The sequence below is a fragment of the Peptoanaerobacter stomatis genome, assembly GCF_000238115.1.
Lineage (GTDB): Bacteria > Bacillota > Clostridia > Peptostreptococcales > Filifactoraceae > Peptoanaerobacter > Peptoanaerobacter stomatis.
The window spans coordinates 58,988-75,419 of the sequence record NZ_JH414555.1 but is presented as its reverse complement, the minus strand read 5'-3'; the positions used below and the strand labels follow the sequence as shown (position 1 = coordinate 75,419).

Sequence of the window (16,432 nt, the reverse complement as noted above, 5' to 3'; positions counted from 1 at the left end):
GTAAAGAAAGAAAGTAACAGAATAAAAACAAGGAAAAGATTAAGGATTATACTTGAACTGAACGAAGCCTTAAAAGATGTAATATACAAGCAAAAAGAGGATTTTTCAGATGATGAAGTAAAGAAAGCTCAGGAGAAGTTAAATGAAGTCTATGACAGTTTTTCTAAAAAACATGGGTATGTCAATAATCTTTCTAATACCAGAGCCTTAAAAGAAGATAGCAACTTTCCGCTTGTTTCCTCAATAGAAATTCTTGATGAAGAAGAAAACTTTAAGGCTAAGGGAGATATTTTTTCAAAAAGAACAATAACAAAGGCAAAGACAATCGACCATGTAGATACTTCCCTTGAAGCTCTTGTGTTATCTATGTCTGAAAAAGGTTATGTGGACTTTGAGTATATGGGAAGTCTTACAGGAAAAGACAGACCGACTTTGATAGAAGAATTAAGGGGAGAAATCTACCTAAACATCAGGGAAGAACAGAACTTTTATAGACCATTATCCTTTAACATCGAAGATGGATATTTACCTTTTGCCTGTGCAAATGGCAGTAATTCATATAAATATGACTATGTAACAAAAGATGAATATTTATCGGGAAATATCAGGGATAAAATCGCCATTGTTGACAGCTATCTTTCAAAGCTAAGACATACCGAAAGAGAACTACCCTACCTTGGATATGCGGAAGATGGCAAAGAAAAAGAGCTGATAAGCTATGAGGTGAACCGATTGGAATATCAAAAAGCAGAACTTACCAAAGTATTACCGAAAGAATTGGAAGCAAGTGAGATTAGCGTTCGTCTTGGAGCAACTTGGATACCGATTAAGGATATAGAAAAGTTTATCTTTGAAACACTTAAAACACCGGGCTGGGCAAGATGGGATATTAAGGTTAAATTTTCAAATCTTACAAGCGAATGGAATATTGAAGGGAAAAGCAAAGATAGAGGAAATGACCTTGCTGAGATGACCTACGGTACAAGTAGGGTAAGTGCCTATAAGCTGATTGAGGATGCCTTAAATCTTAAAGAAACAAAGGTCTTTGACCAGATTGAAAATCCGGACGGCTCAAAAAGTTCTGTACTAAATAAAAAGGAAACTCTCCTTGCAGGACAGAAGCAGGAACTTCTAAAAGAAGAATTTAAAAACTGGATATTTAATGATCAGGAAAGAAGAAACAGACTTGTAAAACTGTATAATGAGCGTTTTAATTCAATACGGAATCGAGAGTATGACGGAAGAAACCTCTCCTTTGAGGGAATGAATACTAAAATAGAGCTTAGACCTCATCAGAAAAATGCTATTGCAAGAAGTTTGTATGGTGGAAATACCTTACTTGCTCATGTGGTAGGTAGTGGAAAGACCTTTGAAATGGTAGCTTCCGCAATGGAAAGTAAAAGGCTTGGAATGTGTAGTAAATCACTCTTTGTTGTGCCGAACCATCTTACAGGACAAATCGGCAGAGAGTTTATGCAGCTTTATCCATCGGCAAATATTATGGTGGCAGATAAAAAAGACTTTGATCCAAAAAATCGTAAGCGTTTTATCGGAAGAATTGCCACATGAGAGTATGATGCCGTTGTAATCGGGCATACGCAATTTGAAAAAATTCCGATGTCAAAGGAATATCAGGAAAAGCATATTCAAGATCAGATTGATGAAATCATAAATTATGTTGAGGAATACAAGCATGATAGAAATCAAAACTTTACGGTAAAACAGCTTGAAAAGACAAAGAAGAAACTTGAAACAAGGATTGAAAAACTAAACGATGATTTTAAGAAAGACGATGTTATTACTTTCGAGGAACTTGGTGTAGATAAGCTCTTTATTGACGAAGCACACAACTACAAAAACCTCTATCTCTACACAAAAATGAGAAATGTAGCAGGTATTGGTCAAAGCGAAGCCTTTAAGTCATCCGATATGTTTATGAAGTGCAGATATATGGATGAAATGACAGGTGCAAAAGGCATTGTTTTTGCCACAGGAACTCCTGTATCAAATTCCATGACGGAGCTTTATACTATGCAGCGTTATCTTCAGTATGAAAGCCTAAAGAAAAACCACTTGGAACGTTTCGACTCATGGGCTTCTACATTTGGGGAAACGCAGTCAGCCTTTGAATTATCTCCAGAGGGAACAGGGTACAGAGTTAAAACAAGATTTTCAAAGTTCTATAATCTACCCGAGTTAATGTCTATGTTTAAGGAAGTTGCAGATATTCAGACAGCGGATATACTGAATCTTCCAACACCTGAAGCACACTATGAGGTTATTAAGACTTTGCCAAGTGAGGAGCAAAAGGAAATCCTAAAGAGCTTATCCGAAAGAGCTGACGATGTCAGAAACAGAGTGGTAGAGCCTGATGAGGATAATATGCTGAAAATCACCAATGACGGTAAGAAACTTGCCTTAGACCAGCGTTTAATCAATCCTCTACTACCCGATAATCCTGACAGCAAGGTCAATGTCTGCGTGAAAAATGTGTTTGCCATTTGGGATAAGACAAAAGAAGATAGGTCAACACAGCTTCTATTTTCCGATATGTCTACACCAAAGGGGGATAGTAGTTTTAACATTTATGATGATATTAGAGATAAACTTGTAGATTTAGGGATACCAAAGGAAGAAATTGCCTTTATCCATGAAGCAAACTCCGACAAACAAAAAGATGAACTCTTTGCAAAGGTAAGAAAAGGAGATGTGAGGATATTGCTCGGCTCTACTCAGAAGATGGGAGCAGGTACGAATGTCCAAAACAAGTTGATTGCACTTCATGACCTCGATGTCCCTTGGCGTCCTGCTGATGTTGAACAGTCTAAAGCGGTAAGGTTAAAAGCATTGCAAATAGGACTATCTCAAAAATTACTAACGTAAACGCAAGTATTGAATTGTTATAGATGACTTTTATAGTGATTTATGATATACTATAAAAAGATGTTTAATAAGACAAGGAGATAATGAAAATGGCTATTAGTTATAAACCTTTATGGCACTTATTAGTTGAAAAAGAAATGAATAAAGAAGACTTAAAAAAGGCTGCAAATATAACAAGTAATATAGTATCAAGAATGAGCAAAAATGCTTATGTAAACCTTGACTCAATTGAAAAAATCTGTTTAGCAATGGATTGTAAAATTGAAGATGTAGTTGAAATAATAAAGGATGAGGAGAATGTATAGAATTATGAAATGTAAATTAAGTATTGAAGCTTTAAAAATGGAAGCCAAAAATTTTTGCGAAAAACAATCGAAAATAAATCATAAATTGTTAATAGGTATTACTGATGGGAAAGCAGTTGGAACATATGTAGAGCATTTATTTCAAGAAGAATTGAGCAGAAAGTATGATTTACAGATAGGTAATAGTGCAAAAGGGATTGATTTACCGGGAGAAAGCATAAATACAGACATAAAGGTAACATCAGTAAGGCAACCTCAAAGTTCTTGCCCATTTAGAAGCGCAAGACAAAAAATATTTGGGTTGGGCTACAATTTATTGGTTTTTGTTTATGAAAAAATTGATACTGAAGATACTTGTACATTGAACTTTTTATTTTGTACATTTATTGAGAAGCAAAAAACTGCTGATTACACGATTACTAAACGATTAATAGAAATGAAAAAAGATGGAGCTAATAAAGAAGATATTATAGGATATCTAAATGACAAAAATGTTCCGGGGGATGAAATCATATATAATGACTTGGCAACGGAGATATTATCATCTTGTGTAGAACAGGGATACTTAACTATTTCTAATGCTTTACAATGGAGACTTCAATATGGGCGAGTTATACAATTAGATAATAAGATTGAAGGGATTACTAATTATGTATGGAAGTATTAAAAAAGAATTGGGGGATTATCAGACTCCTATAGAATTTGCGGGAGTAATAACTAATTTCGTGAAAAATAATATTTCATTTTCTCCTAGTAAGATTTTAGAGCCAACTTGTGGAGTTGGAAATTTTTTAGTAACTTCTAGTAAAGAATTTAAAAATGCAGATATCATAGGTATTGATATAAATAGTGACTATTTAAAAGTGGCAAAAGAAGCATTAGATGAATTTGGAAAATTAAATTATAAACTGATTAATCGTAATATATTTGATTACGAATATGAAGATATACATTCTAAAGAGAAAGTTCTTATTATTGGAAATCCACCGTGGGCAACAAACTCAGATTTAACAAATGGCAAGCTTAAAAATCTACCAAACAAAACAAATTTTAAAGATCATAGTGGTTTTGAAGCTATGACAGGTTCATCTAATTTTGACATATGTGAATACATCATATTAGATGTTATTAGAAAGGTAAAGGTAAATAATCTTTGTTTGGCTATGTTATGTAAAACAAATGTTGCAACAAATGTAATTAAAGAATTAAGACGACAGAATGTTTCAATAAAAAAAGCTTTAATTTTAAAATTCAATGCCAAAGAAGTCTTTGATGTTTCAACCGATGCTTGCTTGGTATATATTGAGAAATGTGGAAATAGCAATGATAATGCAGATAGATTTAAAGTATATAATTTGGAACAGGATAACATTAAATATGAAACACAGATGGGGTTTATAAATGGAGAATTTGTGGTAGATTGCGAATTTTACATCAGTGAATTAGATGGGAAATCACCATTTGAATGGAGACAAGGAGTTAAGCACGACTCAAGCAAGGTAATGGAGTTGATGTTAAATGAGAGTAGGGAATATGTTAACGGATTTAATCAAGTTGTTGATATAGAAGACACTTTGGTTTACCCTTTGTTAAAAAGCAGTGATATAAAAAAACATAAAAATGGTAATGAAACAAGGAAATATGTAATAATTACACAAGCTAAGGTAGGGGAAAATACAGAGTACATCCAAACTGAAAGTCCAAAGTTGTGGAATTATTTAAATAGTTATGAAGAAACCTTATCATCAAGAAAGAGCAGTATATATAAAAATGCTCCTAAATTCTCAATATTTGGAATAGGGGACTATTCGTTTAGCAAATATAAGGTCGCAATATCTGGTTTTTATAAAGAGGCAATTTTTGTAATGTTAAAAGCAAATAAACCTATAATGCTAGACGATACTTGTTATTTTTTGAGTTTTAATGATGAAAAAACAGCGATGATAACAACTATTTTACTGAACAGTGATGTTGTAAAAAGATTTTTGTTATCTATAACTAATATAAACTCAAAAAGACCATATACAAAAAAAATATTGTCAAGAATTAATTTAGAAGAAGTTTCAAAAATATTGGATTTTAACTATATATCAAATATGGAGAGATATATATTTCAAACAGAAAATATCACTGTAGATGATTATAAAAATTTTGTTAATAGCTTTTAGTTAATAGATTTAATCATAGGTTAGAGATTGAGAGATAGCAGAAATGTTATCTCTTTTTCTTTGCAAAAAAATTTAAATGGAGGAAATCAAAATGAAAGAATTAGAAAATGTAATGAGCCAGTTGGAAAAAGAAACTAAGAAAAAAGAACAGGCGGAAAACAAAATCAAGCAACTAAGACAAAAGAAATCACAGCTAAAAAGAAAGGCGGACACGAAACGAAAAGTAGAAAAAGGAGGCGTGTTTGAGAAATTTGAAAAACAGATAACCGGAGTAGAAGAAAATACAGATAATGATTTAATCTATGCCTTTTTAGATTATGTACTTTCCGATAATCGAAATAGAGAAAAGCTAAAAGAACTTACAGAAATTCATTTAAAAGAAAAAGAAATCTCCTTAGAAGAAAATTCAAATCTTGGAGAAGAAAACGCAAATGATGATTTTGAAGAACTGACAGAGGAAGAATAAGAAAAACAGAAAATGTATTAGAAACTGAGATGGAGCAAAGTGAGAAACATTTTAACACTTTGCTTTTTTTGTAGATTTGAAAAATCTACAAAAAACAAAGTTCACAGGGGTCTAAGGGGGAGTAGCCCCCTTGAACAAATAAAAATGCTTTAGCGTTTTTATTTCCTTAGCGGAGCTATAAGCTTTCCGCAGGAACGCAAAGCACCGAATGTAGTCGGTGTATCTTTGCGCCCTTTGAAAAAGGGAGTAAAGATACCTTTCAACATCAGGATATTAAAATATGAAAATTAAATAATGGATAAAGATAAGCAGATGGAAAATTATTAAAGAAAATCTATCTGCTTTTCTTATGCCCGAAAATACAAAAATCATAAATCAAAAGGAGCGAAAAAGAATGGAAACCAAAAGTTTGCACACCCATGTAGATATAGTTTCAAGGTCAAAAGGGCATAGCGTGATTGCAAAAGCTGCATATAATGCAAGAGATAAATTACAAGATGAATACTATGGAAAAACACATGACTACTCTAAAAAAACTGACCTTGTATTTTCAAAAATATTTCTACCGGAGCATATACCAAAAGAGTTTTCAAACAGAGAATACCTATGGAATGAAGTTGAGAAAATCGAAAAAAGTAAAAATTCACAACTTGCAAGAAATCTACTCTTTGAATTGCCAAGAGAATTAAATGAACAGAACAGAATAAAGTTAATCAGCGAATTTATAGAAGAAAACTTTACTTCTAAAGGTATGATAGCAGACTGTAGTATTCATAATCCTATGGCAAGCGATCATGAAGAACAACCACACGCCCATATCTTGCTTACTCTAAGAGAAATGGATAGTGAGGGAAAATGGAAACCTAAGAGCAGAAAAGAATATATTCTTGATGAAAACGGAGAAAAGATAACACTGAAAAGCGGAAACTATAAATCAAGAAAAGTAAATCTGAACGATTGGAACGAACCGGACAAAGCAAAAGAGTGGAGAGAAAACTTTTCAAAGAAAGCAAACGAATACTTGGCAAGGAACAATATCCAAAAGAGAATTGATCCACGCACCTTTGAAGAACAAGGCAGAGAAGAACTCCCACAAATCCATTTAGGAACAAGCAGTTACCAAATGGAGAAAAAAGGCATACAGACAGAAAGAGGAAACCAAAACAGAAAAATCATTGCCTTGAATTTAGAATTTAAGAAATTAAAAGAGGAGCTATCAAAACTTACATCTTGGATAGGCTCGTTACTTGGGAGTCTGCAAGTAAAATATGATGAATATAAACAGGAGAAAAAAGAGGAATATGAGAACAAAGCGGAACTCTTTAATCTCTATGAGTACATTTCCATCTATTACGATATACAGGGAGAAAAAGCAAGAAAGTTAAACCCCTATGCAAGCAACAAAAAGATAGGAGCAGACCTAAGACGATTTTCAAAAGCAAGGATATATCTAAAGGACAATAACCTTAAAACCATAGCCGACTTGCAAGAAAAGATAAGCACATTACAATCCAAAAATAAAAAGATTAGTCAAGATATTAAGGCGAAAACCACAAGGATAGAAAGCTTAAATAAATGCTTTGCTTATGCGGACATCATCAAGAATAACAAACAAGTCTTTGAGGAATGGAACAGTAAATCTCTATTCAAAGATAGCTTTTACAATTCTCATAAAGATGAGATAGATAAATATAAAAGAGCAAGGGTAATTCTTGAAAAGATAACAGGCTCATCGGCGATTAAGTCTAAAGATTGGAAGAAAGAAATCCAAAACCTTGAAAGTGAAATATCAAAACTCAATATACAATCTCAAAAAGTCAAAGAAGAATACGAAAGTATCAATCATATCAAGTATGCCGTAAAAACAGTCAATGAAGATTATGGCATAGACTTATCTATTGAGATTGACAAGGCAATCAAGAGAGGAGAAAAACCAAGTGTCATTGCACAGATTAAGAAGTATCAAGAGCAACAAGAAAAGTATGAGCAGAGAAAAGAGAAGGTAAAGAACTATTACAGGAATGAGGAAAGATGAAGTCCCAAAATGGGATAACATCATAAATAAGATAAGCAGACGCACTGTTTCGGTGCATAAGAGGAACGAAAGGAGAGAAAAATGGCAGATAAAAGAATGTTTTCACTAAAGATAGTAGATAGCGATTTATTTTTAGATATGCCACTAAGTAGCCAATGCCTGTATTTCCATCTATCAATGCGAGCAGATGACGACGGCTTTGTAAATAACCCCAAGAAAATCATCAAAATTATCGGAGCGAATGAAGATGACCTGAAAATACTTATTGCCAAAGGCTTTGTGATTGTCTTTGAACAAGGAATTATCGTCATTACACATTGGAAAATCAACAACTTTATCCGTAAAGACAGATATAAACCGACCCTTTATGAAAATGAGGTGCAAAGCCTATCCCAAACTAAAAACGGAATGTATATCAAAGAGGTTGGTTGTCATTTGGTTGACCAAAGGTTGACAAGTGGTCAACCCAGTATAGATAAGGGTAGATTAGATAAGGTTAGTATAGAAAAGGGGAGAGTAGAACAGGATACCCCCTTTTCTTTTTATGGAGAATATAAAAATATCCGATTAACCGAAGAAGAATACCGAAAGCTGAAAGAAAAGCTGCAAGGTCATACCGATATGATGATTGAAAAGCTGTCAAGATATATAAAGAGTACCGGAAAGACCTATCAAGACCACTATGTAACTATCCTTAATTGGTATGAACAGGATAAAGAAAAACTATCACAGAAAAAGACCGGAAAGATTCCGACTATTGAAGATTATGACAAGGGCGAACATTTATAGCTATCCTATAAGGCGGTGTAAAGGCATTTTTAGAGCGTTAAGACTAAAAGAGGTATCAAAGTATACCTAAGATAAAAATAAGCTTTAAAACTCGATCTATCCCTTAATCAAATAAAAATATTTTGAGCGATTAGAAAAGTTAAAAAATCTAATCGCTTTTTTTATTGCAAGGAAAGGAGCAATGCAGATGAAAACAGATGAGAAAAAGAAAAATAGAAAGATAAATTTTGAAGTTAAGCGAGTTTATGTAGGCAAAAAGCCTATTGGAGAAGTTTTTGAAGAAGTGATTGAACACATTGTAGAAAGAAATTTAGAAAATACAAAAGAAGAAAAACAAACGCAAGCGTAAGTAATAGTTGAATATACAGGAGTATTTTGGTATAATAAACATATTGAGATAGTCCTGTTTGAAGAAAGGAGTGTAAAAAGTGAACAGGACTAAAAAATATATGGCTGCCTTGTATTGTAGATTATCGAGAGATGATGGAAATACAGGCGAAAGTATGAGTATATGGTCGCAAAAAGCAATGCTAAAACAATATGCAGAGCAAAATAACATAGCCATATATGATTACTATATTGATGACGGATATTCAGGTACAAACTTTGAAAGACCGTCATTCAAGAAGATGATAACAGACATTGAAAATGGAAGAATTAACTGTGTTATTACAAAAGATTTATCAAGACTTGGAAGAAATTATCTACAAAGTGGAGCATATATCGAAATGTATTTTCCGCAAAAAAATGTGAGATATATTGCAATTACTGATGGGATAGATACATCAAAGTCTGGTGAAACGGATATTATGCCATTTAAGAATATCCTCAATGAAATGTATGCAAAAGATACCTCGAAAAAAGTGAAAAGTGCAATACAAAGCCGAATGAAAGAGGGAACATATATAGGCTCAAATGCTCCATTTGGTTTTAAGAAAGACCCAACAGACAAGCATAAGCTAATTATAGATGAGGAAGTAAGATATATTATAGAACTCATCTACAAGCTATGCTTAGAGGGAAAAGGGACACAACTTATAAGCCAAGAAATGATGGAAAGGAAGATACCAAGACCAAGTGCCTTTGTAGAAAATGCAGATAAACTGTATAAGCTAACAGAAAAAAATAAGTATGTATGGACGCATAGAATGGTTTTAAGCATTTTACGAGATCCGGTCTATTGTGGGAATATGGCAAGAAATAAAAGACCTACTCTTTCATTCAAAAATTCAAAAAGGCTATATGTTCCAAAGGCGGATTATATCTTTGTCAAAGATACTCACGAGGGAATTATAAGTGAGGAGGTATGGAAACAAGTACAAGATATGATTGACAAGAGAAAAAACACAAATAAAAGCGGTATGAGGTATGACAATATTTTTCAAGGCTTGGTAAGGTGTCCTAAATGCAACTATGCTTTGACACCTAAAATGGATGCAAGGCTTAAAAAGAATGAAATTGTAGACTTTGTCCATTTCTCTTGCTCCATGTATAAAAAACATGGAACAAAGGCTTGTTCGTCACATAGGATTGAAGCAAGAGATTTATATAACATCGTACTTGAGGACATACAGTATCATGGACAAATGGCACTATCAAGTAAAGAGGACTTAGTAGAAAAGATAGCTGAAAGAATAGATAAGGACAAATTTAAAGAAAGAAAAAATGCTATCCAAAAATTAAAGGATAGCAAAGATAAATTAAGCGAACTTGATAAGTCCTTTGAAAAGCTATATGAGGATAGGCTAAGTGAAAGCATTACAGAGCGAAATTTTAATATGATGAATGCTAAACTGTCTAAAAAGCAAGATGAAATACTTGATGAGATACATTCACTTGAGGAACAAATAAAGATGGTAACACAGAAACAGGAAAACTGCGAAAAGTTTATAGAAAATCTTAGCAAATATGCCAAGATAAAAGAACTTAACAGATATATTCTTAATCAAGTTATAGATAAAATATATGTTTACGACCAAGAAGAAGTAGACGGAGAATTGAAACAGGAAGTAGAAATACATTACAAATTTATAGGAAAAATAAATTGACCACTTGGAACTGTTCAACTGATTTAGAGCAGAGAGCAGGAAGAATTGTTCGTCAGGGAAATGAAAATAAAGAGATTAATATCTATAGTTATGTAACGGAGAATACCTTTGATGCGTACCTTTGGCAGACCATAGAGAATAAGCAGAAATTCATTTCTCAGATAATGACCAGTAAAACACCTGTCAGAGTGGCGGAAGATGTGGACGAAAGCTCACTTAACTATGCAGAGATAAAAGCTCTTGCAACAGGGGATCCGAAAATCAAAGAAAAAATGGATTTGGACAATGAGGTTACAAAACTTAAAATGCTGGAAGCAAACTACAAGTCCAATCGTTATAGGTTAGAGGATAAGGTCGCTAAAAATTATCCGGAAGAAATTGCAAGGACGGAAAAACTCATAGAAGCTGTTAAAAAGGATATATCAAACATAGAACCGCAAGGAGATGGTGAAAATAAATTTACTTCGATAACCATAAAAGGCGAGAAAATATTTGATAAAAAGATTGCAGGAGAAAAGCTACTTGAAGCTATCAAGACCGTAAAAATCAATGAAAGTAAGATGATAGGAAAATATAGAAATATGGACTTAGAGGTAAGTTATAACTTCTTTACCAATGCCCATGACTTTAGCTTAAACGGTGCTGCAAAGTATTCAGGAGAGCTTGGAACGAGTGCTGACGGTAATATCATAAGACTGGATAATGCTCTTGAGAAAATGCCTGAGAAATTAAAGAGGCTTGAAGAAAAGCTCGTCAGCACCAAAGAACAGCTTGAAAATGCCAAAGAAGAACTTAAAAAGCCGTTTGAAAAGGCAGATGAACTAAAAAATAAGGTGTTAAGGCTTGCTGAGTTAAATAACCTCCTTGATATGGGAGAAGTGGAAGAAAAGAGAAATGACAATCCTCTTGTGGAAGATGTAAAAAGAGCTATCATAGACTTCTGTAACAGAGAGTACGAAGAAAATTATAGCTATGATGAGTTTAGCACCTTGTATCCTGATATGAAGCACATAGGCATTGCGTATACGAATACACCGGATGAAAGACATGGAATACAGTTTGAGTTAGATCTTGAGGATTATACAGCAACTCAATATGTAAATGATGTTATAGTAAGTCATTATGATTATGTCAAAGAAAATGGTAGCGTTGAAAAAGCTCTTGATGTTATGAAGTTTGAAATGGAAAACGGAGATTTTAGTACTTTCGTTGCAGTTGATGAAGATGAGCTAAGAAAAGCTACTGGAATGGAGATTGATGATGAAGGAAACTTCTCAAAGAACGGAAGATAAACCGTCTATTTTAGGTCAGATAAGAGCCTATCAAAATGAAAGCAAAACAGAAGAAAAACAAACAACAAAAGAACAGGAGTATGTACGATAAGGGAGCGAAAAGCTCCCTTTTACCATGAAAGGAGATAAAAACATGGATTACAAAACAATGAGAGATAGAATCGAAGATATGATAAATGATAACCATAAAGACTTTGTAAAAGCGGTTATCAGTATGGAAAAAGGCATTAACGATGAAAGTGCATTAGACAAACTATATGATGCATATATGGACAATGACACCATCAATTTACTACATGAGGAATTTGACTATATGATTGAAGATTTAAAAGAACAGGGACAGATAAAAGACCTGCCTTATGTTCAGGAGGAGAAAGACAACCTTATAAATATTGTGGGTAATATTGTAGGCAATGTCGATGTAGTTGAAAGAGAGAATAAGAATGGAGAAGCCTTTAAGGTGGCAAATTTCTCCGTAGTTTCCAAAGATGATGATGGTAATAAGGTGTATCATAATTGCTCCGCCTATGGAGAAAAGAGTGATATTCCAAAGGACTTTAAGCAAGGTGATTTCGTAAAGCTATTCGGACAGCTTAGAACCTCTATTGATGATAACGGCAAGGAGCATAGCAATGTAAGGATATTATCCTCAAAGCTCTTAAAGGCGAAAGAACAGATGAAAGGACAGGATAAGAGTCAGGAGATTGCTAAACTGAAAAGCGAGATAGAAGAAAGAGAAAAAGACTTATTTTATGCAGATTCTTGAGAGCAATCAGGACAGATTAGAGCAGATATTGAAAAAATGAAAGCTAAGTTAAATACCTTGCTCAATTCTGAAAAAGGGAAAGAAAACGATAAAAAATCCATACTTGGTGCTATCAAAGAATATCAGGCGGGAGATAAGCAAAAGCCGAAAGAGAGTAAAGAAAAACCAAAAGAAACGGAGAGATAAATGTTTGTCGGTGTGGTCTTTAGGGGCTGCACCGGCTCTTTTTTTATTTGCGTGAGTTCGATTAAAGAGAACATATTTATGAAAAAAGTGTATTTTATGGTATAATATATTAAATATAGGTTCCTTGAACGGAGGATAAGAATGAGGGTTTTTAGTTATAAAAGATTGTTCAAAAAACTAATTGATTTAGATATGACAAATAATGAATTGATGGAAAAGGCAAAAGTGGGTAAAAGTACATTTTACAAAATGAAGAATGGGCAAAATGTAACTACGGATGTCTTGCTTAGAATTTGTAATGCTTTAGACTGTAATATTGAAGAAATAGTAGAGTGTATTAAGAAAGAAAATTAATATCTTGAATGGTTAAATGAATAAATGAGTTATATGTGATTTGTTAAATAGGGGTGGCAATGTGTTGCGTATCAGTCAATACATTAAACATGATTTTGATGACTTCACTTTACATGGTGCGGGGATACCACTATGCTCACATATAATTTATCAAAAGGGAAATCTTTGAACGAATTCATAAATAAAGGGAACAATGATAAGATAATAATATGCTTATTTATTATGTTATATACGCAAGATTAAAGGGGGTATTGAAAGATGAGAGATGGTACCATTGAATATAAAGTAAAAGTATTTATTAGCTCAAAATGTGGTGGAAGATATACTTTGGTAAGGAAGGCGTTAAAATCTTTATTATCAGAAACAAATATAGTTCAAGTATTTATATTTGAAGAGCAAGGGCCATCAAGCCAACATGTAATAGATAGTTATATCACAAAACTAGATGACTCGGATTTATGCGTGTTCTTGATAGATAATAAGGATGATGTGTCGGATGCTGTCTTGAAAGAACAAAAACGGGCTAGAGAATTAAAAAAGAGGGCATTATATATTTTCTGTGATGAAGATAAAAAGGAACCTACACAACTACAATTAGAAATACGAGATAGCTTTAGAGAAAAATATGACGTAGTTCACGAGTTTTCTGACTTTATTGAAAAAGTATATACTGGAATAATGAGAGATGTTGTTGATATTTATAGAAACTATTGTAGAGAACAATTCGTTGATTTTGCTATTAATGAAGATACAGAAGAGATAAACGTTATAAGTAACAACTATATTATTGATAAAGAACTTTTTCAAGGATTTACTATGACGAGAAATGTAGCTAAAGAGATAATATTTAATACAAAAAAAGAAGAAAGTTCAAGATTAAATTTTAAATTAGATAAATCGCTTAGTATAATGTTTTCAAATCTATTAGGTCACAATACAAATATACCGATTAATTATTCTAGTTTAGTAAATGAGTTATGTAATAGACATGAATCTTACTTGAAGTCTTTTATTACATATAGAGTTAGAGCTATAGAAGCATATTTTTCAAATGAATTAGATGAATGTGCCAATGAATTAGAAAATGCATACAATGAATCGATTAATAATGATAAAATACCAAACTGGCTTTCCAATGATGTTTTAATTGATTGGAGAAATATTATTGTCTTGCAAGATGAGATAAATAATCAATATTCGTTAGAAATGAAACCACAAACTTTATTGGAAGAAAATCAGGAAAATGTATATTATCCATTACTTGATAGATGTACAGGTAGTTTATCACAAAAGCTGCTTAAAAGGTTAATGGCTCAGAAGGTAGATTCTCCATATACAACACATTTTGAAGGAGTGGATGATATTCTTGATGATGTGTCTAATTCATTTATATTATCAATGACTTATGGTTCTCTAACACATCTGTTGTTAATTAGAGATAGAATGATTAGTATACTTTCAAGCTTAAATTTTTTATATTATGATCATAATATGTACATTTTTCTTATTAAATTATTATTAATGGAACAAAAAGATAAAGAATTAGAAAAAATTATAAGAGCTTATAATCAAAGTACAGATACGATAAATGCAACAGATATTGTGAATATGATTTCAGGAATAAATTTAATCCCAGTTCCACATAAGAGGTTTATTTCAAAATTATTGATCTTAAAACATTATGGTTACTACTTCGGTGATGATTTATTCACTTCATATGTATATGAAGTATTTAAAGAGGTTGATATATGGATTACAGATGAAAATAGAATTCTAAGTATAGCAAGCTATATCTTTGAATTTTTAATATATAATATATCTAGAATAGATAATAATAAAATTATAGAAGTATGCATAACTCTTATAGAAAAAAACTTCAGGATATATTTCGATAATATATTAAAAGTATTAAGTAGAATTAATTATTCAAAAATATCTACTATCAATCAGGAGAAAGTACTTAAATTGATAATTGATATGATAATGAATGAAGAAATAAGAAAAGGTTGCAATGTACTTTCAAGTTACTTGATAGTATTAAGGAAAAATATAACGATAGATGTTGAATTATTAGATACTACTATTGAAGAATGTATGAACAGCTTTTACTTATCTGAATATTTACTAGAGATAGAGCATAACAGAGGTGATGAAACATACAAGCATATTAATAGGTATGTTGAAAGAATTAATCAACGTAATAAAGAGCAAGGAAAGAATGGAACTATAATTGGATATGCTGATGACCCCTATAAAACAATTAGAAATATTATAGAGTTCGATAAACTAAAGCTAGATACAAAACATATAAAATCAATATTATCTTCTATTGTTAGAACATTGCGAGAAGAAAAACAGACTATTGGAGACAAGATTAGAGCAATTGAACTATTCATTTACCTGAAGAACAAATATCCTTATGAAAAAGAATTGGATTTAACATTTTACTCAATAATAGAAGATAAAGAATTAGTATTGTGCGGACGCGAGGACATGTTTTTTGAAAAGGCATCTCTAAGTACTTTAGAATTTAGCTTTATGATGTTACAATTATGCTTCAATAAATATGATTTTTCGGATGTTCTTTCTAAAATGGCAATATTTTCTCAAAAATCAGAAACAGAAATTATAAAATCATTTGAAACTTTAAAATCATTTTTGTATAATGTAGACTTTGACAAATTAGAGGATAGTGTTTTATCTACAATTATTCAGTATTCAATAGGCTTGAGTTCTCATAATGAAAAAGATATAAGAGTGCAAGCTACAAGAACAATAATATTGTTATGTAAGTCTAAATATAAAGAGTTAGCATTAAATCAATTATCTAAAATGATGGATAATGAGATATATCAGATTAAAATTGAAATAATATATGGTGTCTATGAATTAGATTTTAAAGATAATACAAAAAAGAACTATATTATAAAGAAGGGATTAGTAGATAATCATTATTTGATACGAAAGGCTGCAAATGAAACCAAAGAGAAAATAAGCATAAATAATGATACAATCTAGAATAAATTTATTACTATTTATAGCTTCTTACTAAAGTTGGATGGACTAGGGGTCAAAAAACATTATCAAGATATGGATTTTATGACTATAGTATAGATTTTATGATATATAAACAAATGGTT

At 32.0% G+C, this 16,432-nt stretch carries 12 protein-coding genes and 2 pseudogenes; all 14 read left to right on the top strand.

Annotated elements, in window-relative coordinates; translation table 11 throughout:
* Positions 1 to 20 precede the first annotated feature (20 nt).
* Positions 21 to 2,823 (top strand): annotated as a pseudogene (locus tag HMPREF9629_RS11940) (DEAD/DEAH box helicase family protein); the annotation flags it as partial.
* A 149-nt stretch (positions 2,824 to 2,972) separates the two neighbouring features.
* A complete protein-coding gene (locus HMPREF9629_RS07380; RefSeq protein WP_009525758.1) occupies positions 2,973 to 3,188 on the top strand; it encodes a helix-turn-helix domain-containing protein in 216 nt (71 codons plus the stop codon).
* Between the two features lie 4 nt (positions 3,189 to 3,192).
* Entirely contained in the window at positions 3,193 to 3,855 is a 663-nt protein-coding gene (locus HMPREF9629_RS07375) for a type II restriction-modification system restriction endonuclease (RefSeq protein ID WP_040012700.1), read from the top strand.
* On the top strand, positions 3,839 to 5,356 hold the full coding sequence (locus HMPREF9629_RS07370) for a methyltransferase domain-containing protein (RefSeq protein WP_009525756.1): 1,518 nt from the start codon (positions 3,839 to 3,841) through the stop codon (positions 5,354 to 5,356). Before HMPREF9629_RS07375 ends, HMPREF9629_RS07370 begins: the two co-directional genes overlap by 17 nt.
* 91 nt (positions 5,357 to 5,447) lie before the next feature.
* Positions 5,448 to 5,822, top strand: a complete 375-nt coding sequence (locus tag HMPREF9629_RS07365) for a hypothetical protein (RefSeq protein WP_009525755.1) — start codon at positions 5,448 to 5,450, stop codon at positions 5,820 to 5,822.
* Between the two features lie 394 nt (positions 5,823 to 6,216).
* Positions 6,217 to 7,857 carry a MobQ family relaxase gene (mobQ, locus tag HMPREF9629_RS07360; RefSeq protein ID WP_009525754.1) on the top strand — a complete coding sequence of 547 codons (1,641 nt, stop codon included), beginning with the start codon at positions 6,217 to 6,219 and terminating at the stop codon, positions 7,855 to 7,857.
* A gap of 81 nt (positions 7,858 to 7,938) precedes the next feature.
* Positions 7,939 to 8,646, top strand: a complete 708-nt coding sequence (locus HMPREF9629_RS07355) for a hypothetical protein (RefSeq protein WP_009525753.1) — start codon at positions 7,939 to 7,941, stop codon at positions 8,644 to 8,646.
* A 181-nt stretch (positions 8,647 to 8,827) separates the two neighbouring features.
* Complete coding sequence (locus tag HMPREF9629_RS07350; RefSeq protein WP_242822030.1) at positions 8,828 to 8,995, top strand: recombinase RecR; 168 nt, start codon at positions 8,828 to 8,830, stop codon at positions 8,993 to 8,995.
* A gap of 79 nt (positions 8,996 to 9,074) precedes the next feature.
* Positions 9,075 to 10,694, top strand: coding sequence for a recombinase family protein (locus HMPREF9629_RS07345; protein WP_009525751.1), 1,620 nt, complete (start codon positions 9,075 to 9,077; stop codon positions 10,692 to 10,694).
* Positions 10,695 to 10,714: 20 nt separating this feature from the next.
* Positions 10,715 to 12,077: pseudogene (locus tag HMPREF9629_RS07340) on the top strand (helicase-related protein); the annotation flags it as partial.
* A 42-nt stretch (positions 12,078 to 12,119) separates the two neighbouring features.
* Positions 12,120 to 12,752, top strand: a complete 633-nt coding sequence (locus HMPREF9629_RS07335; protein WP_009525748.1) for a hypothetical protein — start codon at positions 12,120 to 12,122, stop codon at positions 12,750 to 12,752.
* Positions 12,753 to 12,788: 36 nt separating this feature from the next.
* The gene (locus tag HMPREF9629_RS11935) at positions 12,789 to 12,938 is read left to right on the top strand and encodes a hypothetical protein (RefSeq protein ID WP_009525747.1); all 150 of its coding nucleotides are present in this window, start codon (positions 12,789 to 12,791) and stop codon (positions 12,936 to 12,938) included.
* A 141-nt stretch (positions 12,939 to 13,079) separates the two neighbouring features.
* Positions 13,080 to 13,292, top strand: a complete 213-nt coding sequence (locus HMPREF9629_RS07325) for a helix-turn-helix domain-containing protein (protein WP_007392087.1) — start codon at positions 13,080 to 13,082, stop codon at positions 13,290 to 13,292.
* Between the two features lie 258 nt (positions 13,293 to 13,550).
* Complete coding sequence (locus tag HMPREF9629_RS07320) at positions 13,551 to 16,310, top strand: hypothetical protein (RefSeq protein WP_009525746.1); 2,760 nt, start codon at positions 13,551 to 13,553, stop codon at positions 16,308 to 16,310.
* The last annotated feature ends 122 nt before the right edge of the window (positions 16,311 to 16,432 follow it).

What these genes read in the sequence shown, in the direction of transcription:
- HMPREF9629_RS07380 (WP_009525758.1), top strand. Translation starts at nt 2,973, where the DNA reads ATGGCTATTAGTTATAAACCTTTATGGCACTTATTAGTTGAAAAAGAA.
- HMPREF9629_RS07375 (WP_040012700.1), top strand. Translation starts at nt 3,193, where the DNA reads ATGAAATGTAAATTAAGTATTGAAGCTTTAAAAATGGAAGCCAAAAAT.
- HMPREF9629_RS07370 (WP_009525756.1), top strand. Translation starts at nt 3,839, where the DNA reads ATGTATGGAAGTATTAAAAAAGAATTGGGGGATTATCAGACTCCTATA.
- HMPREF9629_RS07365 (WP_009525755.1), top strand. Translation starts at nt 5,448, where the DNA reads ATGAAAGAATTAGAAAATGTAATGAGCCAGTTGGAAAAAGAAACTAAG.
- mobQ (WP_009525754.1), top strand. Translation starts at nt 6,217, where the DNA reads ATGGAAACCAAAAGTTTGCACACCCATGTAGATATAGTTTCAAGGTCA.
- HMPREF9629_RS07355 (WP_009525753.1), top strand. Translation starts at nt 7,939, where the DNA reads ATGGCAGATAAAAGAATGTTTTCACTAAAGATAGTAGATAGCGATTTA.
- HMPREF9629_RS07350 (WP_242822030.1), top strand. Translation starts at nt 8,828, where the DNA reads ATGCAGATGAAAACAGATGAGAAAAAGAAAAATAGAAAGATAAATTTT.
- HMPREF9629_RS07335 (WP_009525748.1), top strand. Translation starts at nt 12,120, where the DNA reads ATGGATTACAAAACAATGAGAGATAGAATCGAAGATATGATAAATGAT.
- HMPREF9629_RS11935 (WP_009525747.1), top strand. Translation starts at nt 12,789, where the DNA reads ATGAAAGCTAAGTTAAATACCTTGCTCAATTCTGAAAAAGGGAAAGAA.
- HMPREF9629_RS07325 (WP_007392087.1), top strand. Translation starts at nt 13,080, where the DNA reads ATGAGGGTTTTTAGTTATAAAAGATTGTTCAAAAAACTAATTGATTTA.
- HMPREF9629_RS07320 (WP_009525746.1), top strand. Translation starts at nt 13,551, where the DNA reads ATGAGAGATGGTACCATTGAATATAAAGTAAAAGTATTTATTAGCTCA.